Below are 19693 nucleotides of genomic sequence, written 5' to 3'. Positions count from 1 at the left end.
CTTCTGTTATCTGCGACCAAGGGTCAGCCTCAGAGGGTAAAGCGCTGGGTCATATGGTGCAGCGTATTGGCCAGCTTGCTCAGCTCGACACAGGCCTGGGCGGTCTGCTGGGCCCCCAGGGCATTCTCGTCCGCCGCATTGTGGATGTTGACGATGCTGCGATTGAGCTCCTCGGTCACCGCATTCTGCTCCTCGGTGGCGGTGGCGATCAGGGTGTTCATGTCGGTGATCTGGGTGACGGCACCGTTGATGGTGTCGATGCTGTTGCCCGCCTCCCGCGCCAGCCCCACGCTCTCCTGCATCTGCTGACGGCTCAGCTGCATGGCGCTGCCCGCCTCGGCGGTGCGCTCCTGCAGCACCTCGATCATCTTGCTGATCTCGGCGGTGGAGTTCTGGGTGCGCTGGGCCAGGGAGCGCACCTCATCGGCAACGACCGCAAAGCCGCGCCCCTGTTCACCGGCGCGCGCCGCCTCGATGGCCGCATTGAGGGCCAGCAGGTTGGTCTGCTCGGCAATGCCGCGAATGACGTCAAGCACCATGCTGATGTTGGTGCTGTCCTGCTCCAGCTGCTGCACCACGGCGCCCGCCTGCTCAATCTTGACCGACACCTCCTCGATGCTGCTGATGGCGCTGCGCACCACCTGGTTGCCCTGGGTCGAGGTGCGGGAGGCATCCTTGGCGGCGCTCATGGCGTCCGTGGTGTTGCGGGCTACCTCGTTGACGGTGGACTGCATCTCGTTCATGGCGGTGGCAACCTGGGAGACCTCGCTCTGCTGGCGGGCCATGCCGGTGGCGGACTGCTCGGAGATGGCACTCACCTCCTCCACCGCGCTGCTGAGCTGGCTCACGGAGCCGGCGATCTCGCTCACCAGATCCGCCAGCGCCCCCTGCATGCGATCGATGGCGGCACCGAGCTGACCCAGCTCGTCACGCTTGAAGCGATTGCCGCGGATCCACTCCTGCAACTCGCTCTTGCCCAGATCACCGCTCGCGATGCGCTGGGCCTGGCGGGCCAGCATCACCAGCGGATCGCGGATCTGGCGGGTCAGCACGGTGGAGAGCGCCCCCGCCAGCACCAGACCCAGTACCAGCGCCACTATGATGCTCAGCTTGGCACTGTCAAATGCAGCCACCACCTGGGCACGGGAGCCCACTGAGTAGCCGTGGTTGATGCGGATCAGATCCCCCACCGACTTGGCCAGGTTGGTGTAGAGGGTGATCCCCTCACTCATGAACAGCTGCTGGGCTTCGGCCAGCTGGCCGCCATCCTGCATCTGCCGGATGCGCTGGTGCAGGGCCACGTACTTGTCCCAGTCCTGCTTGACGATGTCGAAGGTGCGCCGCTCTTCCACGTCCTCCGCCCAGATGGTGGCATCGTGCGCCTTGACCTGCCGGGCGACCTCTTGCAGGGTCTGTTCGCCAAGGTCGCGATAGTGGGCTTTCTGCTGCGGATCGGCCGCCACCAGAAACACATCCAGTTCATAGCGGCGCAGGGTATTGATGGTCTCGCCCAGGGTGCTGGTGCGCACCACGGCGGGCAGAATGCTGTCGGTAAAGCCGATGGCGGCCCGGTTCATGTTGCCAAACTGCAGCAGCGAGAAGCCGCCGATAAAGGCCATCATCAGGCCGAGCATGGCAAAACCCGCGGTGAGTTTCTTGCCGATGGTCATGGTACTGGTATTCATGGCATGTCCTGGATATGAGTGAACAGATAACGCTCGTCTGAACCGTACGCATACGGCCCGCTGTCACCGCCTCCATGGCGGCTCATCCAGCCTTGATGAATATATGTCCTTGCATGAACGAGGCGACATTTTTTACAAGATGCCCGGCTGAGCGCAGGTCTCTTATCGACAGACCCACCCGGCCAAGAGAACAGCCAAAGCCTGGCACCTTGAAGACTTGAACGCACTCCCGAAAGATGCGCACAAGCCATAACGGGATATATCGACCGAGGGTGTCCATCCCTTGAGGAAAATCGTCGAGTGACCGTCTGGCAGCCAGCGGGCGGTCAGGAGAAGGAAAAAGGAGGGGAAAGCGAGGAGACATGCCGCAGTGGCGACACATCTCCTGGCAGATCAGCCTTTCAGACCGGCCAGAAACTCGGCGCGGGTATCGGGCTGGGTCTTGAAGACGCCACCCAGGGAGGTGGTGGTGGTGTAGGAGGTGGAGTCCATCACGCCGCGGGCCTTCACGCAGAAGTGGGTCGCCTTGATGCTGATGGCCACGTCCTTGGTGCCGAGCAGGGTCTGCAGCGCCAGCAGGATCTGCTGGGTCAGGCGCTCCTGCACCTGTGGACGGCGGGCAAAGAACTGCACGATGCGGTTGATCTTGGAGAGCCCGATCACCTTGCCGCGGGGGATATAGGCCACGTGGGCCAACCCGTCGATGGTGACGAAGTGGTGCTCACAGGTGCTGGTGAGGCTGATGTCCCGCACCATGATCATCTCGTCCACCTTCATCTTGTTCTCGATCACCGTCACCTTGGGGAAGGTGGCGTAATCAAGGCCGGAGAAGATTTCGTTCACGTACATCTTGGCGATGCGGTGCGGTGTCTCTGCCAGACTGTCATCGGCCAGATCCAGCCCCAGCGTCTCCATGATGGCGCGCATGTGGCCCTCGATCTTCTCCCGCTTCTGCTGGCCGTCCAGGGTATTGGCCACCAGAGGTGTTTCGAGGCCCTCGGCCTCGAGGGCGGCCCTGACCAACAGGGCTTCCCGACTTAAGCTCGTCATCTTGTTCCTCTCCCACGCTCAGGGACTATGATGGCCGCCTCGCTATGACGGCACTCGGTTGTGGCGCAATAGTAGACGGCGATTATTGTCATAATTCAAGCTAACTCAAGCCCGTTCCCTGACTTTATGCCAATCTGGCGGCTTTTACTTCGCCGGCGCTACCCATACGGGGGGAGGCGCGCTGCCCGGTCGCTGCCTATCTGTACAGCCAAGCGGTTTTATCCTGCTGCAACCTGCCCATCGGCATGGATTTTTGGGATAATCCGCCCTTCACACCCCCTCCATCACACAATGAGGTCATGACATGGGATTTGATACCAGCGGACTACTCCCCCTGAGCGACGCCCTGCAGGGCATGCTGGCACAGCTTGACGGCTGCTGCGGCAGCGAACAACTGCCCCTGCCAGAGGCCCTTGGCCGGGTACTCGCCGCGGATATCGCCTCCCCCCTCAGCGTGCCCCCGTTCGACAACTCCGCCATGGACGGTTATGCGGTGCGGCTGGCGGATCTCGCCGGCGGCGCCCCCCTCATCATGGCGGGCAAGGCCTTCGCCGGTCAGCCTTACCAGGGTGAATGGCCCGCCGGCCACTGCGTGCGCATCATGACCGGCGCCCCTGTGCCCGCCGGGACGGATGCGGTGGTGATGCAGGAAGAAACGCAGACCGACGGCGACAGGATCACCTTTCTGACCACCCCTGTGCCCGGCCAGAACATTCGCCGCCGCGGCGAAGACATCCGCGAGGGCGCCAGCGTGCTCGCTGCCGGAACTCGCCTCACCGCCCGGGAGATGCCGCTGCTGGCCTCCCTCGGCATTGCCACCGTATCGGTGCGCCGACCGCTGAAAGTGGCCATCTTCAGTACCGGTGACGAGCTCAAGCCGGTCGGCACTCCCCTCACCCACGGCGACATCTACGACTCCAACCGCTACGGCGTGCGGGCCATGCTGGATCGCATGGGCTGCGATTGCCTCGACCTTGGCATCATCCCGGACGATCCGGCCCAGCTGCGCGCCGCCTTCCAAAAGGCCGACCGCGAGGCCGACGCCCTCATCACCACAGGCGGCGTCTCGGTGGGGGAAGCAGACTTCACCAAGCAGTTGCTGGAGGAGCTTGGCGAAATCGGCTTCTGGAAGCTGGCCATCAAGCCGGGCAAGCCGTTTGCCTTCGGTCGCCTGCCCCACGCCTGGTTTTTCGGCCTGCCGGGCAACCCGGTCTCCGCCATGGTCACCTTCGATCAGCTGGTGCAACCGGCGCTGGCCAAGCTGGCGGGTCAGCGTTTCGAGCGCCCGCTCCAGCTGCACGCCATTGCCGCTGAGCCGCTCAAGAAGGCGCCGGGCCGGCTCGACTTCCAGCGCGGCATCCTGACTCAGGGGCCAAACGGCCTGGAGGTACGCAGCACCGGCTCGCAAGACTCCGCCGTGTTCAGCTCCCTGTCGCGGGCCAATTGCTACATCGTCCTTGAGCGCGAGCGGGGCCGGGTCGCCACAGGGGAAACCGTCACCGTCGAACCGTTCGGGGGATTGCTGCTGTGAGCGAGATCCTGAGCGATGCCGAACTCTTGCGCTACAACCGCCAGATCATCCTCAAATCTTTCGATTTCGAGGGGCAGGAGGCGCTCAAGCAGGCTCACGTGCTGGTGATCGGCGCCGGCGGCCTTGGCTGCGCTGCCAGCCAGTATCTGGCGGTGGCCGGGGTCGGCCGGCTCACCCTGGTCGATTTCGACAAGGTGGAGCTCTCCAACCTGCAACGCCAGGTGCTGCACACCGATGAGCGCATCGGCCACGACAAGGTGGACTCCGCCGCCCACTCCCTGCGCGCCCTCAACCCCTGGCTTGAGGTGGAGACCCACACCGCCGTGGCCGACGAGGCGCTGCTCGATGCCCTGTTGCCCCACCACCAGCTGGTATTGGATTGCACCGACAACCTGGCCATTCGCAACCTGCTCAACCAAAAGGCCCGCCAGCACGGCGTGCCGCTGGTCAGCGGCGCCGCCATCCGGCTGGAGGGCCAGGTCTGCAGCTTCACCTGGCAGCAGGATGAGCCCTGCTACGCCTGCCTCAGCGCCCTGTTTGGCGAGCAGGCCCTCACCTGCGTCGAGGCGGGGGTGCTGGCGCCTGTGGTGGGACTGGTGGGCAGCCTGCAGGCGCTCGAAGCCATCAAGCTGCTGGCTGGCATGGGCAGGAGCTACAGCGGCCGCCTGCTGATGATCGACGGCCTTGGCGGCACCTTTCGCGAGATGAAGCTGCCCAAGCGCCCCGACTGCCCGGTCTGCTCGCACGGGTAAACCATCCCAGCGAGCCTTTGCGCCAACAAAAAAGCCGACCCCTGGGTCGGCTTTTTGCAGCATGCGTACGGCGGGGATTAACCGGCGCAGTAAACACGCGCCTCGCGCGGGGTGTAGACACCGAAGGTCACAGCGCCCAGCAGGCCATTGAGGAAGGTATGCTGCGCTTCTACACGCACTACCTTATCAGCACCGTTGCAAACGGCAGCGGCATCGATGGTTTTGCTCTGGCCCAAGCCGGAAATGAAGAAGTGGTGGGTCACTTCTTTGGTGGGTTTCACTGCATTACCGGAATGCACGGTAAAACCTTGCTGAGCACAGCCCGCCATCATCATTGCAACGGCTGCAGTCAATACCATTCTTTTCATTTTATTATCCCTGACAATATTATTTTTCCGGCTATGCCGGCGCCACACAAAGAAACATTCCCGTTAATTATCAATAATATAAATAGAGAGGTGTTCCTAGGTGCGCGCACACTATCAAAATCCAGAGAGGGCAACAAGGCTTTATTTGAGACTTTATTGTGTCAGCCCAAAAATCACAGACTGCAATAAACCCGAGCCGTCCTCGGGGTATATATTCCCAACGTCAAGACGGTCATCAAGGTATCCTGCGGGCTCTGCTGCATTTCCAACCGCACCACTTTTTTCGGGTCACCATGGCAGGCCAGGGCAGCATCGACCATCTCACTCTGGCCAACCCCCGCCAGTACGAAATCATGGCTCACTTCTCGGGTTGGCTGACCCGGGTTACCTTCGTGTACGAAGAAGGTTTGCTGGGCACACCCTGACAACAGCAAAGCGCCGCACGCCATCCATACTATTTTTTTCATCTCTCTTACTCTGGCAATGGTCGGTAGAAAGCCTTAGAAGATCCCTTTGGCCTTGACCTTTTTCATGTTGGCCACCTGGTTAGAGAGATCTTCCACCAGCGGCTCGGCGTCCCCCGCAGCCGTCATTTGGCGACCCGGGACACTGGCCAGACGCTGGATCAGCCGATGCTGCTCACGAATAAGCCGCGACTGCTCTTCCAATTGGCGAGAGAGCTGTTGCATGCTGCTCTGCAGCGGCGCCAGGTTCTGCTCACCAGTCGCGGTTGGCAGCTTGCCCGCGATCGCCTCGGCCAACTGTTCATGATCAAGAGGAGCAGGCATCCCCTGCCGCAACTCATCCCACAGCTCGGTTGGTTGTTGCTCCCCAAGCCGACTGACAATCTCTTCCACCAGACTGTCCGAAGAGGACACGGCGGCTTGCTGACCCAGACGCTGAACGATTTCATCCACCAGCCCACCGGTATCACCCTGGCCAAACATGGGAGCCAATCCGGCCACTATCTGCTCGACCATGAGATCGGCAGCAGGCTGCGCCGGCGTACTCCCCTCTCCCAGGTTGAAGCCACAACTGGCAAAGGCATGACGCAAGGTGGTCATGCTTACCTGGTCGGGTCCCAGCGCATTGGCAATGGCCTTGCAGAGGTTGGGCGCCAGCACATACATGAACATGCCGGAGAGATAGATATCCTTATGAAAACGACTCTTGGAGAAGTCGAACTCCTCACTGCCATCCTGGATCTTGCGAGCCCGTTGATACCAGTTCTGCAATACCCCGACCGCGTAACGATCAGACTCCAGCGCGCCCGGATCCATGTAGATGGAGAAGGTCATGCGCTTGAGTTGACTACTCATCATCGACCTCGGCCATCACTGCAGCTTCACGGTACACTTCCTCTTCTTCTGTGGTGTAGAGACAGATTTCGCGCGCCAGAGCTGACTGTGCATCGTCCAGCAGTTCGACCCTATCGCCCAGAGTCGGGTAAGCGTTCTTGATTGCTTCGTGGATAAGCGATGCCCCGCCCCCGACCAGGTAAACGCGGTTCGGGTTCTTGGCAAACTTCTTCGCTTCATGCGCCACCTGGGAGCCCAGCTCGTCGATCTTGTTCTGCATCTTCTCGAGGATCTTGGGGATCTGGCTCTCGTCATTCACCACGTCGCGCACGAAGCTCATGTCGTGACGGCGCTTGATGAACTCGTTAGCCACCAGGTAGCTGGAGTCACTGTCCGCCGCTGCCAGCGCCTTGCGGGTCGCGTCGGTCACCATGGAGACACCGATCTCGTTGTTGCCGTAGACATCGGAGACATCGTCAAACTCGCCGACGATGATCCCCATATCGAGGGTGGTACCGCCACAATCGATCACCAGGGTCTTGGTAAACTCGTTGCAGCCCGAACCGATCAGACGGGAGAGCGCAGCAGGCAGGCTCTCCGGCATCACTTCCACGCTGACGATGTTGAACAGTTCCCCCTTGTTGAGGGAGATGGCCCGCATCAGGTTGCGGCGCTTCTTCTCGATCTTATCCTCGTTGCGCTGACAATCGTCCGGGTTGTAGAACTCGGTGATGGGCAGGGTCACGGTAATGGCCACGTCACAGGGGATCACACCGGTCTGCAGCAGGGCATGATGCACGGAGAGCAGGTTGAGATCGTCGTACTGGTACTCCACGTGGGTGGTTGCCAGCGACTTGTCCGACGTGGCGTCATAGGTGTACTTGGTATTGCCTATCTCGTAGTTGTAGATCTTCTTGTCCTTGCGCAAAGCGGCGCTCTTCCAGTCCTTGCGAAAGGAGTTGGGAGAGATGATGGTCTTGAGCACCTTGTTCTCAATCCAGCTCACCTTGACGTTGGTTGAACCATCATCGATGGCCATTTTCATTACTTCAGACATGAGGAAATACCTGTTGATAGAGCAAAATGGGTCCGATTGCCTTGCCTTTTGGTGTGGCAAGGCGATCGGACCAATACATACACGGGATAAAAGGGCGACCAGTTTAATGAGTTTCTAAAATCCGGTGAAGCAAATGATTGAAGCCGGAGGGATCTTCCGCCGGCCAGGCGTGATGGCCGTTGGGGGTGTGGATGGTGGCGTTGGGCAGGGAGGCGAACTGCTCCACCCGTTTGGCGAGCGGCAGATAGTCGTGGCTGGTGGAGATGATGGCCACCGGCTGCCAGATGTTGCCAAGCCGGGCGCGCACCGACCAGCCAGGCAGCGCCTCCAGCAGCGCCTTGTAGGTTTTCTTCTTGTTGCGCACGAAACGCAGCCGGAAGGTGTGACGCACCTGGGCAAGGTCGGGGCCGGGAAAGAGCTCGCGGCCGAGCCACCAGGCGAGCGGCCTCAGGCCGAACCAGCGCAGCCACTTGAGCCGCTGGGCAAAGCGCTCCTGCTCTTTCGGTGTCTCCAGCAGGAACTCGCTGCAGCCGTTGACCAGCACCAGCCCTTGCACCTTGTGCGGCAGCTGCAACGCCAGCTCCAGCGCCACCATGGCCCCCAAAGAGAGCCCCACCACCCAGGCGGGCTCAGGCTGTTCGTCGAGCCAGTTCACCACGTCCGCCGCCAGGGTTGCCACGTCGAACGGCCCCTCCTGCATGCTCTGGCCGTGGCCGCGCAGATCCAGCGCCACCACCCGATAGTGTTCGGAAAAGCGTTCGATCTGCGCCTGCCAGTCGAGGCTGGAGGAGCCCAGCCCGTGCAGCAGCAACAACAAGGGGCCCTCCCCCGCGCTGCGCAGGGCAAGACCGTTGGATTTCATCACCTGATTGCGGCGCATCAGTTCATTGCCTCTCGACTCATCCGCTGAACCATCCTGATTTTCTGCCTCTTCTGCAATCCGCTCAACCCTCGCTGACCAGGCTCACCGCCTTGATGTAGGCGTAGATCTGCTGGTTCGGGGCGAGTGCCAGCCGTCTGGCGGAGCGGCTGGTGATCCGGGCCAGCAGTATCTGCTGACCCAGCGCCAACTGCAACAGGGTCTGACCGGGACGCACTTCGCGTTCGGCCAGCAATCGGGTGGTGAGGCAGTTGGAGAGGCTGGAGTGTTCGATGGGGGCGGTGGCAATCACCACGTCCCGCCCGGCCACCTTGATCTGCAGAGGACCGCCATCGTCCGGCACCTGGGTCATGGTGACCCGCAACTGCTGCTCGCCGAGCTGCAGGGTCGCCATCTGCTCCTCTTCATCGTAGTGAGAGAGGGTCGCCGCCAGCATCACCCCGGCGTCGTCGCGACTGGCAAGCGAGAGATCGGTGCGTGCAAAGATATCGCTCGGCCGACCTTGTGCCTCCACCCGGCCATCCGCCAGCAGCACCAGCTGATCGCAGAGCAGGCTCACCTCCTCCATGGCGTGGCTGACGAAGATCATCGGGATACCGCTCTCCTGCTGCAAACCCTTGAGCACGTGGGCCTGATGGATGCGGCTACGTCTGTCCAGCGCAGAGAAAGGTTCATCGAGCAGCAGCAGATCGGGCTCGGCCAACAAGGCCCGGGCCAGTGCCACCCGCTGGCGCTGGCCGCCGGAGAGGCCGTGGGCCGGCTGGGGCAGCAGTTCGGCAAAACCGAGCCGCGTCGCCAGCGCCTCGGGTTGCCAGCGCCCCCGCCCCTTGCGGGCCGCCAGTTGCAGGTTGCCGAGCACGCTCAGATGGGGGAAGAGGCGCGAATCCTGAAACACCAGCCCGATGCGGCGCGCCTCGGGCAGCAGATCGCTCAGCCCCCTGCCCTGCCAGTTCAACGTGTCGCCCGGTGCACGGTCCAACCCGGCGATGATGCGCAGCAGGCTGCTCTTGCCGCAACCGGAGGGGCCGAACAGACCGAGGATCCCCCCAAGCTCCAGGGCCAGTTCACAATCGAGGCTAAAGGCGCCGAACGCCCGCCTCGCCTTGAGTTGCAGCGGTTTCGCCTTGCCGGTGTCGTTCATCCGAACAGCCTCCGTTGCCGGCGCTGCAGCACCCCGTACACCAGCACCAGCATCACCAGCGAGAAGCCCATCAGGCCGCCCGCCAGCAGGTGGGCGTTTTGATAGTCCATCGTCTCCACGTGATCAAACAGGGCGATGGAGAGCACCTGGGTTTCGCCCGGGATGTTGCCGCCAATCATCAGCACCACCCCGAACTCCCCCAGGGTGTGGGCAAAACCGAGCGCCGCCGCCATCACGAAGCTGGGCAGCGTCATCGGCAAGATGATGTGAAAGAAGCGCTCCAGCGGCCCGAGCCCCAGGGTCGCGGCGGCCTCCAGCTCCTTGTTGCCCATGTTGACAAAGGCGGAGGTGAGCGGCTGCACCACGAAGGGAAGCGAGTAGAGGATGGAGGCGAGCAGCAGACCGGTAAAGCTGAAGGCGAGCGGCGCCCCGAAGGTGTCGCGCCACCAGGCGCCCAGGCCATAGGAGGGGGAGAAGGCCAGCAGCAGATAGAAGCCGAGCACCGTGGGCGGCAGTACCAGCGGCAGGGCCACCAAGGCCTCCACCACGGGTCTGAGCCTGTGCTGGCTGCGCGACAGCCACCAGGCCAACGGCGGCGAGAGCAGCAGCAGGATGGCGGTGGTGCTGGCTGCCAGCCTCAGGGTGAGCCAGACCGCCAGCAGATCCCCTTCACTCATCGGACTCACTCCCAACGCCAGATCCCGCACCAGATACATCGATTGAGCCGCATTTCCAGATGAATTCAGACAACGGCATGGTGTGCATCCTTATCGCAAGAGTGGGCCGACCCGAGGGCCGGCCACTCATCAGTCAGGTGTATGGTTGCGCCATCAGTGGGGCAGCGCATAACCCGCCGCCTTGATCTCTGCCTGACCCGGCCCCTTGAGCCAGGCCACCAGCGCCTCGACCGCAGCCCCTTTCTTCAATACCAGCCCTTGCTGTTCGATGGGCGGATAGAAGTCGGCCGGCACGGCCCAGGCTTCACCGGTCTTGCCCGCCTCCACCAGGTTGGCCCAGGCGACGAAGCCCAGCTCGGCGTTGCCGGTGTCGACGAACTGCCAGGTCTGGCCGATGTTGGTGCCGGTCAGCAGGCGGTACTGCTTGGGATCGATCTTGAGATGATCGAGAGTCGCCATGGCGGCTGTGCCGTAGGGCGCGGTTTTCGGGTTGGCGATGGCGAGGTTGCCCTTCCAGTTGCGCAGGGTTGCCTCGTCAGGAGCCGGCCCCCCCTTCTGCCACAGACCCAGCTGGCCGATGGCGTAGGTGAAACGCTCGCTGCCCTTGCCCTCCTGCTCCAGCTTCTGCGGGGTTTTCACGTCGGCGGAGAGGAAGAGGTCGAACGGGGCGCCGTGGCTTATCTGGGTGTAGAGCACCCCGGTCGCGGCGGAGGAGATGGCCAGGGTGTGGCCGGTCTTGGCGGTGAACTCCTTGCCGATGCGCTCTATGGTGCCCTTGAAGTTGGCGGCCACGGCCACCTTGACCTCGTCGGCCTGCACGGCACCAGCCTGCAGCGCACTGGCGCAGACCCCGGCGATGACAACGGATAACAGCGGTTTCATTCCTTTACCTCCTGACTGGGGCCGCTTTTATCGGTCCCCAGCCAAGGGGGCGGCCCCGAAAACAGGGGCCGCGGCTCCCGATGAGCCAGCCCCCTTGAACAGGTCAAGCTTGCCAGCGGGCGGCGGCAGTGTTGTCGCTCTCCTTGGCCTCGACCCAGCGTTGTACCCCTTCGGCGGTCAGCTCTTTTTTCCAGAACGGCGCCCGGGTTTTCAAGAAATCCATGATGAAGTGGCAGGCCTCGAAGGCCGCCTCGCGGTGGGCACTGCTCACCACCACCAGCACGATCTGATCGCCGAGCAGCAGCTCGCCGATGCGGTGAATGAGGGTGCACTCCTGCAGGGGCCAGCGGCTGCGGGCCTCGGCCACTATGTCCGTCAGCGCCTTCTCGGTCATGCCGGGGTAGTGCTCGAGGGCCAGCCCCTTCACGTGCTCCCCCTGATTGAAGTCGCGCACCTTGCCGACAAAACTGACCACGGCGCCGGTGTCCTGCCGGGCGGCGAGACGGGCATATTCGTCAGCCAGCGAGAAGTCTTCCCGCTGTACCAGGATGCGATCGATCATGGTTGCCTCGCTCATCATCAACCTCCGGTCACCGGCGGGAAAAAGGCGACCTCATCGCCATCATGAAGGGGCGTATCCAGCGGCACCAGGGTCTGGTTGACCGCCACCAGCAGTTTGCCCGCTTCCAGCGCCAGCGCCCACTTGTCGCCGCGCTCGCACAAGGCGGCGCGAAGCGCCTCGGCACTGGCGTAGTCACAGGGCAGGCTCAGCTCGTCGCAGGCCACCAGCTCTCTGACTTGCGCAAAAAAGAGTACCTTGATCATGCGTTTTCTCCTGCACCGGCATTCAACTGGAAGTGACCGGACTTGCCGCCCTTTTTCTCCACCAGACGTACCTGTTCGATCACCATGTCCTTTTGCACCGCCTTGCACATGTCGTAGATGGTCAGTGCCGCCACCGACGCGGCGGTCAGCGCTTCCATTTCCACCCCTGTCTTGCCCGAGAGCTTGCAGAGGGTGCGAATATGGACCCTATTTTGCGCCGCCTGGGGTTCTATCTCTACCTCCACCCGGGTCAATGCCAGCGGATGGCAGAGGGGAATGAGATCCGAGGTCTTCTTGGCCGCCATGATGCCGGCGATGCGGGCGGTGGCGAACACGTCCCCCTTGTGGTGCTGACCGCTCAGGATCAGGGCCAGGGTGTCGGGAGCCATGGCGACAAACGCCTCGGCGCGGGCTTCACGCTCGGTCACCTGCTTGTCGGTCACATCCACCATGTGGGCTTCGCCGCTCTGGTTGAGATGGGTCAGGCCGGGCTGAGGCTGCTTGGATTCGGTCGGGTTCATCAGAGGCCCTCAGAGATGGGAGACGAAGTTGCACGGCTTGGTGCGGGCATCGAGCTGATCGCGGACAAGTTTCTCCCACCCCAGCTGGCAGGCACCGGTAGAGCCCGGCAGGCAGCAGATCAGGGTGCGATTGGCGAGACCCGCCAGCGCGCGGCTCTGCATGGCGGCACCCTTGATGTCGGCGAAGGAGAGCTGACGGAACAGTTCGCCAAAACCCTGCACGGTGCGCTCGAACAATACCCCGACCGCCTCGGGCACCCGGTTCTGTTCGTTGAAGCCGGTGCCGCCGTTGATGAGCACCACCTGCACTCCCTCATCGGCGATCCAGTCGCTCACCTGGGCGCGAATACGAAACAGATTGTCGGGGCAGAGCGCCCGGTCGGCCAGCTGATGGCCCGATTCAGCGAGGGCGGAAACCAGATAGTCGCCCGAGCTGTCATCGGCAGCGGTGCGGCTGTCGGAGACCGTCAGCACGGCGATCTTGAGGGGAATGAATGCGTTGTGTTTCTGTCCCATGGGCAGCTCCTGATGGCAAAGGACCGTGAGCAAAGAGAAGAAGAAAAGCGGCCAGGATCCCGGCTGACAGCGCTCGCTGGTGGCACGGTCCATGCCCGCCCGGGCTGAACCTTTGACCTTGCTGTCATGCGCTGCGACTCACGGCGGGCCGATTCTATCAAAACTCCCGCCAGAGGGGGGATTTAAAGGAGGCACAGTGGTGCTTTTGCCCTGGCCGGGCGAAATATGAACGAGGCCGGGTGACCCCGGCCTCGTTGCTGGTGCAGACTTAGAAGCCCTTCACCCCTGTCATGTCGGGCAGCTGGTGAGCAATGCCCTTGTGGCAGTCGATACAGGTGCTCTCGCCGCTGGCGAGGCTGGTGGAGTGCATCTGGGCACCCCGCTTGCCTTGCAGGGAGAAGTCCATGTATTCGAAGTTGTGGCAGTTGCGACACTCCCTCGAATCCGTGTCTTTCATCCGCTTCCACTCCCGCTCGGCCATCTCGCGCCGGTGCGACTCGAACTTCTCGCGGGTGTCCACCTTGCCGGTGATCATGCCCCACAGCTCCTTGGAGGCCTGCACCTTGCGGATGATCTTGTAGGTCCACTCGTGCGGCACGTGGCAATCCGGGCAGCTGGCGCGCACGCCGGAGCGGTTGGCATAGTGGATGGTGTCGCGGTACTCCACGAACACGTTGTCCTTCATCTCGTGGCAGCTGGTGCAGAACTTTTCGGTGTTGGAGGCTTCCATGGCGGTGTTGAAACCGCCCCAGAAGATGACCCCGCCGAAGAAGCCCATCAGCAGCAGTACCCAGAGGGCTGCCTTCGAGGGGGACTTGAAGGTGGTCCACAGACGCTGGATAAAGCCGGGTAATTTCATCTATGGGTTCCTCAGTTCAAGGCTTCAACTGGTTTAAACGTATTTTCCACCAGCGGCTTGGCATCCGCTTGCGGCACGTGGCACTGCAGGCAGAAGTAGCGACGGGGGGACACTTCTCCCAACGTCATGCCGTCACGGGTCTCGAAGTGAGTCGGGCTGATCTTGGGGGCCTTCATGGCACTGGCGTTCTTAAAGCTGTGACAGGCCAGGCACTTGTTGACCTTGTTGTCCACTTCATAGTTGCGGGTGTCGTGGGGGATCAGCGGGGGCTGATGCATGTACTGGCGATCGTAGAGGTCACCATCCTTGCGAAAGTTCTTCATGGGGGCCGCATCGGCATCCGTCACCAGATCCGTGCTCCCCCGTTCCGACTTGATGCCCCCCGTGCTGTTGGTGATCTCGGGGACTGCCGCCATCAAGGAACCTGCCATCAGACAGGCCAGCATTGCTCCAATCAGCTTCTTCATTATTTGTTCTCCGACGTTTTCTCTGCCTTGACGGCAAAACCTACAGTGATTTCAAAAACTTGCTCCGCGCAGACATCGATGCAACGGCCGCAGTTGGTACACTCCTGAGCCGCAATCAAGGGCCCGTGACCACGCTTGGCACCGTGAACGGGGCCGCGCAGGATGGGACGTTCCGGGCAGACCGCATAACAATCCATGCAGTTGCTGCACCGCTCGCGCCCCTTGGCAGAAATCTTGATGAACCCGACCCGGTTGACCAGGGCATAGAAGGCCCCCACCGGACAGAGGTGACCGCACCAGCCCCGTTCCACCACGAAGAGGTCGAACAGGAACAGCACCGCCAGCAGGGCCCAGCCCGCCCCCATGCCAAACAGCAGACCGCGCAGGGTGAGCGACACCGGATTGACCAGCTCCCACACCAGCACACCGGCGATGGCCGGCGCCACCAGCACCATGGCCAGCAGCCAGTAGCGGGTGGAGCGGTTGAACTGACCGTTGCCCTTGAGACCGAGCCGGGCTCGCAGCCAGGCGGCGGCATCCGTGACCAGGTTGACCGGACAGACCCAGGAGCAGAACACCCGCCCCCCGACCAGCCAGTAACCCGCGAGCACCAGCCCTGCCCCCAGCCAGAGGGTGGGGATGGGCCAATGGCCCGCCGCCAACGATTGCAGCAGGGTCAGCGGATCCGTGAGCGGCACAGTCTCCAGCAACAGTGAGCTGGAAAGGTTGCCCTCGAGGATCCAGCTGCCCGCCAGCGGTCCCAGCAGGAACAGCCCCAGCACGCCAAACTGGCTGAGCCGGCGCAACAGCAGGAAGCGATGGGCGCGCCACCAGCCCAGCCTGGCCGTGGCTTCGACTCCCGGATAACGACTCATAGCCCCTCCGGTTTGCGGGTCGGCAGGGTGAGCCTGTCGCCGATGAGCGACTTGCCCGCCTTCGCCTTCTCTTCCCAGCCGAGCCGGTAGTGGTGGCCCAGCTCTCCCTTGGCGAGCTGGCGAGGCACCACCTTGATGGCAGCCTCTTCCAGCACGCAGGCATGCTCGCACTTGCCGCAGCCGGTGCAGACATCGCTGTGCACCGTGGGCAGGAACATGGCGTGCTTGCCGGTGCGCTGGTTGTGCTGCAGCTCCAGGGTGATCGCCTTGTCAATCAGCGGGCAGACCCGGTAGCAGACGTCGCAACGCAGCCCCAGGTAGTTGAGGCAGGTCTCGTGATCGATGAGCACCGCCACCCCCATCCGCGCCTGATCGATGTCGGTCATGGCCTGATCCAGCGCCCCGCTCGGGCAGGCCGCCACACAGGGGATGTCATCACACATCTCGCACGGCACGGCGCGCGCCTTGAAGTAGGGAGTGCCGGTGGTCACGGGTTCAAACAGCCGGGCGAGCTTGAGGGTGTCGTAGGGGCAGGCCTCGACGCAGAGTCCGCAGCGCACGCAGGCGCCGAGGAACTGTGCCTCGTCGAGGGCAGCCGGCGGGCGCAGCGCCTGGGCAGGCATGGCCTGCACCTGCTGACGCGCCATGCCGCCGAGCCCCACGCCAAGCAGGCCCACACCGCAGGCCCCCTTGGCCATGTCGGCCAGAAACTGGCGCCGACTACGACTCATCTCGCGCTCCCCGCCTTATGCCTTGACGACCTTGACGGCGCACTTCTTGTAATCCGTCTCTTTGGAGAGCGGATCGGTGGCGTCCAGGGTCAGCTTGTTGACCAGCTGGCTCGCATCGAAGAAGGGCATGAACACCAGTCCCTTGGGCGGACGGTTGCGACCGCGGGTCTCGACCCGGGTCTTCACCTCGCCACGGCGGGATGAGACGATCACCTCTTCACCACGGCGCACGCCGCGAGCCTTGGCATCTTCCGGGTGCATGAACAGTACCGCATCCGGGAAGGCGCGATAGAGCTCGGGGACCCGGCGGGTCATGGTGCCGGTGTGCCAGTGCTCCAGCACGCGACCGGTGGAGAGCCACATGTCGTACTCTTTGTCCGGTACCTCGGCGGCCGGCTCATAGGGCAGCGCGAAGATCACCGCCTTGCCGTCGGGCTTGCCGTAGAAACGCACCCCCTCGCCCGCTTTCACATAGGGGTCGAACCCTTCGCGATAACGCCACAGGGTCTCCTTGCCATCCACCACAGGCCAGCGCAGGCCACGGGCCTCGTGATACTGATCGAACGGCGCCAGATCGTGACCATGGCCGCGACCGAAGGTGGCGTACTCTTCGAACAGACCCTTCTGGACGTAGAAACCGAAGTGCTCTGCCTCGTCGTTCAGCGCCCCCTTGCTCTGCTCTTTCGGGAACTGGTTGACCTGACCGTTGGCATAGAGCACGTCGAACAGGGTCTTGCCCTTCACTTCCGGCATCTTGGCGATGAGCTCCGCCGGCCACACCTCTTCCACGGTGAAGCGCTTGGAGAACTCCATCAGCTGCCACAGGTCGGACTTGGCCCCTTCCGGTGCCTTCACCTGCTGGTGCCAGAACTGGGTGCGACGTTCGGCGTTGCCGTAAGCCCCCTCTTTCTCCACCCACATGGCGGTCGGCAGGATGAGGTCGGCCGCCTGGGCGGTCACGGTCGGATAAGGATCGGAGACCACGATGAAGTTGGCCGGGTTGCGATAACCGGGCAGCCCCTCTTCGTTCATGTTCGGGCCGGCCTGCATGTTGTTGTTGCACATCACCCAGTAGGCGTTGAGCTTGCCATCCTTGAGCATGCGGTTTTGCAGTACGGCATGGTAGCCCACCTGCTCCGGGATGGTGCCTTCCGGCAGCTTCCAGATCTTCTCGGCAATGGCGCGGTGCTTGGGCTCGGTCACCACCATGTCGGCCGGTAGACGGTGGGCGAAGGTACCCACTTCACGGGCAGTACCGCAGGCGGAGGGCTGACCGGTCAGGGAGAAGGGACCGGAACCCGGCTGGGAGATCTTGCCGGTCAGCAGGTGGATGTTGTAGCAGAGGTTGTTGGCCCAGACACCGCGGGTATGCTGGTTGAACCCCATGGTCCAGTAGGAGACCACCTTCTTGCTCGGATCGGCATAGAGCTGGGCCAGCTTCTCAAGCTTGTCCTTGGAGACGCCGGAGAGCTTGGAGACGGACTCCAGATCGTAATCCGCCACGAACTTGGCGAAGTCGTCGAAGCTCATCGGGGTGGAGTCGCCGTTATCCGGGTTCTTGGCCTTCTGCTGCAGCGGGTTGGTGGGACGCAGGCCGTAGCCGATGTCCGTGGTGCCCTTGCGGAACTGGGTGTGCTTGTTGACGAACTCCCAGTTCACCTTGTCGTTCTGGATGATGTAGTTGGCGATGTAGTTGAGGATCGCCAAATCGGTCTGCGGGGTGAACACCATGCCGTTGTCCGCCAGCTCGAAGCTGCGATGCTCGAAGGTGGAGAGCACGTGTACCTGCACGTCCTGGTGGGACAGGCGGCGATCGGAGATGCGCGACCAGAGGATGGGGTGCATCTCGGCCATGTTGGAGCCCCACAGCACGAAGGCGTCGGCTTGCTCGATGTCGTCGTAGCAGCCCATGGGTTCATCCATGCCGAAGGTACGCATGAAGCCCACGACCGCGGACGCCATGCAGTGACGGGCATTGGGATCCAGGTTGTTGGTACGCAGACCGGCCTTCATCAGCTTGGCGGCGGCATAGCCTTCCCACACGGTCCACTGGCCGGAGCCGAACATGCCGACCGCGGTCGGCCCCTTCTCTTTCAGGGTGGCCTTGAACTTCTCGGCCATGATGTCGAAGGCCTGATCCCAGCTGATGGGGGCGAAGTTGCCGTTCTTGTCGAACTTGCCGTTGGTCATGCGCAGCATGGGCTGGGTCAGCCTGTCCTGGCCATACATGATCTTGGACAGGAAGTAACCCTTGATGCAGTTAAGACCGCGGTTGACCGGTGCATCGGGATCGCCCTGGGTCGCCACGACGCGCCCATCCTGGGAACCCACCAGCACGGAACAGCCGGTACCGCAGAAACGGCACGGCGCCTTGTCCCACTTGATGGCAGTCTTGTCGGTACTGGTGATCAGATTGGCCGCCAGCGTGGGGGCACTGACACCAGCCACGGCAGCGGCTGCCGCCACCGCGTTGGCCTTCATAAAGTCGCGTCGACTCAGCTTCATGGCATATCCTCACATTGCTTATCGCGTAAGTTGTCGAGTGTATCGAACTGGTTTTGGCTCAGGGCGGCGAACTAGAACCCTGGCGTCGTTTTTCTGTGCATCCATGGCGGCCATCATGATGAGTCACGCAGGCTCGACCTTATGGCGCTACTCCTTGCACTGGGCATCGAGCTCATCGAACTGGTGGTAAATCAGGGCGGCAGAGAGCACGCCCGGCATCGCATTGATGGCATCGATGGCCGTCATGATGGGCCGCTGGCTCAGGCCTTCCAGGGTCACCACCAGCTTGCCCTCATCACTGACTGCATGGATCTCGGCCCCCTCGAGGGTGGCGATCTGCTCTGCGAGCCGGTGGCGCAAGGAGGGCTGGGTCAGCACCACCAGGCTCGATACATGGAACTCTTGTTTCATTGTGGCTCCTGCTTCACACACATCCTGCTTCATCTGGACTCCTCGCTGGCGGGGGCACCCACCCGGATGCTGCCGACCGGACAATCCTTCACGCAGGCACCGCAACCGGTGCAGGCTGCGGCCTCGATGCTGGGAGTAGGCACCCGGCCCAGCACGGGGGAGAAATGGATCGCCCTGGGCTCGCAGCTGTCCTGGCAGCGCTGGCAGAACACCTGACCCTGAGCCAGACAGCTGGCTTCAATATGGGCGATGTATTGCCAGGGCGCCTCCGTGGTCGGACGAAATATCGGCACTTTGCAAGCGGCGACACATTCCCCGCAAAAAGTGCACTCGCCGCGCAGAAAATCCACGGTCGGGAAACCACCATCCCCCTTGATCAGGATCTGCTCCGGACAGGCCGTGAGGCAGTCACCGCAACGGGTGCAGTCGGCGGCAAAGTCGGACCAGGCGACGGACCAGGGCAGTTGTACCCGAGGTTCATTCGATGTCAGACGACCCCGAAACAGACTGCGACGCGACAGGTTGACCCCATCCGGCATAACGGCTCCTTGTTGCAGGTGATGGCGCACGAGTGAGTCCCATGACAGGTATTTTCAATACCTATTATAAGAGTGGGTGTATATTGCGGCCCTGACAAGTTCAGGGATATACCACCAGGGAGA

At 62.5% G+C, this 19693-nt stretch carries 23 protein-coding genes; 2 read left to right on the top strand and 21 right to left on the bottom strand.

The window, feature by feature from the left end:
- Positions 1-29: 29 nt before the first annotated feature.
- A complete protein-coding gene (locus AB5Y95_RS00975) occupies positions 30-1685 on the bottom strand; it encodes a methyl-accepting chemotaxis protein (protein WP_017766039.1) in 1656 nt (551 codons plus the stop codon).
- Positions 1686-2078: 393 nt separating this feature from the next.
- Positions 2079-2735, bottom strand: coding sequence for a GTP cyclohydrolase I FolE (gene folE / locus AB5Y95_RS00970; protein WP_005299391.1), 657 nt, complete (start codon positions 2733-2735; stop codon positions 2079-2081).
- A gap of 304 nt (positions 2736-3039) precedes the next feature.
- Here folE and moeA point away from each other — a divergent pair, with 304 nt between their 5' ends.
- A complete protein-coding gene (gene moeA, locus AB5Y95_RS00965) occupies positions 3040-4266 on the top strand; it encodes a molybdopterin molybdotransferase MoeA (RefSeq protein ID WP_368159350.1) in 1227 nt (408 codons plus the stop codon).
- A complete protein-coding gene (gene moeB / locus AB5Y95_RS00960; RefSeq protein ID WP_024942806.1) occupies positions 4263-5018 on the top strand; it encodes a molybdopterin-synthase adenylyltransferase MoeB in 756 nt (251 codons plus the stop codon). Before moeA ends, moeB begins: the two co-directional genes overlap by 4 nt.
- A 77-nt stretch (positions 5019-5095) precedes the next feature.
- Here the strand turns inward: moeB and AB5Y95_RS00955 are convergent, their stop codons facing one another.
- The 19 genes from AB5Y95_RS00955 to napF all read right to left on the bottom strand — a co-directional run bounded on the left by AB5Y95_RS00955 (position 5096) and on the right by napF (position 19570).
- Complete coding sequence (locus AB5Y95_RS00955; RefSeq protein ID WP_244365386.1) at positions 5096-5386, bottom strand: Bor family protein; 291 nt, start codon at positions 5384-5386, stop codon at positions 5096-5098.
- Between the two features lie 173 nt (positions 5387-5559).
- Positions 5560-5853 carry a Bor family protein gene (locus tag AB5Y95_RS00950; protein WP_244365387.1) on the bottom strand — a complete coding sequence of 98 codons (294 nt, stop codon included), beginning with the start codon at positions 5851-5853 and terminating at the stop codon, positions 5560-5562.
- 33 nt (positions 5854-5886) lie between these two features.
- A complete protein-coding gene (locus tag AB5Y95_RS00945; protein ID WP_244365388.1) occupies positions 5887-6708 on the bottom strand; it encodes a hypothetical protein in 822 nt (273 codons plus the stop codon).
- The gene (gene parM / locus AB5Y95_RS00940) at positions 6698-7741 is read right to left on the bottom strand and encodes a plasmid segregation protein ParM domain-containing protein (RefSeq protein WP_244365389.1); all 1044 of its coding nucleotides are present in this window, start codon (positions 7739-7741) and stop codon (positions 6698-6700) included. Before parM ends, AB5Y95_RS00945 begins: the two co-directional genes overlap by 11 nt.
- A 103-nt stretch (positions 7742-7844) precedes the next feature.
- Complete coding sequence (locus AB5Y95_RS00935) at positions 7845-8621, bottom strand: alpha/beta fold hydrolase (RefSeq protein WP_005299368.1); 777 nt, start codon at positions 8619-8621, stop codon at positions 7845-7847.
- A gap of 64 nt (positions 8622-8685) precedes the next feature.
- On the bottom strand, positions 8686-9762 hold the full coding sequence (gene modC, locus AB5Y95_RS00930; RefSeq protein WP_368159348.1) for a molybdenum ABC transporter ATP-binding protein: 1077 nt from the start codon (positions 9760-9762) through the stop codon (positions 8686-8688).
- Entirely contained in the window at positions 9759-10439 is a 681-nt protein-coding gene (gene modB / locus AB5Y95_RS00925; RefSeq protein WP_011705491.1) for a molybdate ABC transporter permease subunit, read from the bottom strand. The genes modC and modB overlap by 4 nt, the downstream gene beginning before the upstream one ends.
- Before the next feature lie 153 nt (positions 10440-10592).
- The gene (gene modA, locus AB5Y95_RS00920; RefSeq protein ID WP_368159346.1) at positions 10593-11321 is read right to left on the bottom strand and encodes a molybdate ABC transporter substrate-binding protein; all 729 of its coding nucleotides are present in this window, start codon (positions 11319-11321) and stop codon (positions 10593-10595) included.
- A 103-nt stretch (positions 11322-11424) separates the two neighbouring features.
- Positions 11425-11898 carry a molybdopterin synthase catalytic subunit MoaE gene (gene moaE, locus AB5Y95_RS00915; protein WP_024942809.1) on the bottom strand — a complete coding sequence of 158 codons (474 nt, stop codon included), beginning with the start codon at positions 11896-11898 and terminating at the stop codon, positions 11425-11427.
- Between the two features lie 2 nt (positions 11899-11900).
- Positions 11901-12146, bottom strand: a complete 246-nt coding sequence (gene moaD / locus AB5Y95_RS00910; RefSeq protein WP_005299353.1) for a molybdopterin synthase sulfur carrier subunit — start codon at positions 12144-12146, stop codon at positions 11901-11903.
- Complete coding sequence (moaC, locus tag AB5Y95_RS00905) at positions 12143-12667, bottom strand: cyclic pyranopterin monophosphate synthase MoaC (protein WP_010634440.1); 525 nt, start codon at positions 12665-12667, stop codon at positions 12143-12145. The genes moaD and moaC overlap by 4 nt, the downstream gene beginning before the upstream one ends.
- A gap of 9 nt (positions 12668-12676) precedes the next feature.
- Positions 12677-13183, bottom strand: coding sequence for a molybdenum cofactor biosynthesis protein B (moaB, locus tag AB5Y95_RS00900; protein WP_010634441.1), 507 nt, complete (start codon positions 13181-13183; stop codon positions 12677-12679).
- A gap of 268 nt (positions 13184-13451) precedes the next feature.
- Positions 13452-14042 (bottom strand): cytochrome c3 family protein, encoded by a 591-nt coding sequence (locus AB5Y95_RS00895; RefSeq protein ID WP_005299345.1) that lies wholly within the window; start codon positions 14040-14042, stop codon positions 13452-13454.
- Between the two features lie 11 nt (positions 14043-14053).
- Complete coding sequence (locus AB5Y95_RS00890) at positions 14054-14509, bottom strand: nitrate reductase cytochrome c-type subunit (protein ID WP_005299342.1); 456 nt, start codon at positions 14507-14509, stop codon at positions 14054-14056.
- Complete coding sequence (gene napH, locus AB5Y95_RS00885; protein ID WP_368159343.1) at positions 14509-15384, bottom strand: quinol dehydrogenase ferredoxin subunit NapH; 876 nt, start codon at positions 15382-15384, stop codon at positions 14509-14511. Before napH ends, AB5Y95_RS00890 begins: the two co-directional genes overlap by 1 nt.
- A complete protein-coding gene (gene napG, locus AB5Y95_RS00880) occupies positions 15381-16115 on the bottom strand; it encodes a ferredoxin-type protein NapG (RefSeq protein ID WP_216972625.1) in 735 nt (244 codons plus the stop codon). The genes napH and napG overlap by 4 nt, the downstream gene beginning before the upstream one ends.
- A gap of 15 nt (positions 16116-16130) precedes the next feature.
- Positions 16131-18620, bottom strand: a complete 2490-nt coding sequence (gene napA, locus AB5Y95_RS00875; RefSeq protein WP_216972624.1) for a nitrate reductase catalytic subunit NapA — start codon at positions 18618-18620, stop codon at positions 16131-16133.
- 147 nt (positions 18621-18767) lie between these two features.
- The gene (locus tag AB5Y95_RS00870) at positions 18768-19031 is read right to left on the bottom strand and encodes a chaperone NapD (RefSeq protein ID WP_324002143.1); all 264 of its coding nucleotides are present in this window, start codon (positions 19029-19031) and stop codon (positions 18768-18770) included.
- 29 nt (positions 19032-19060) lie between these two features.
- Positions 19061-19570 carry a ferredoxin-type protein NapF gene (gene napF, locus AB5Y95_RS00865; protein ID WP_139725978.1) on the bottom strand — a complete coding sequence of 170 codons (510 nt, stop codon included), beginning with the start codon at positions 19568-19570 and terminating at the stop codon, positions 19061-19063.
- Between the last annotated feature and the right edge of the window lie 123 nt (positions 19571-19693).

This window comes from Aeromonas sp. R5-3 (assembly GCF_040908225.1).
GTDB lineage: Bacteria > Pseudomonadota > Gammaproteobacteria > Enterobacterales > Aeromonadaceae > Aeromonas > Aeromonas dhakensis.
Note: the sequence above shows the minus strand (reverse complement) of the source record. Positions and strands in the feature narration are given on the sequence as shown.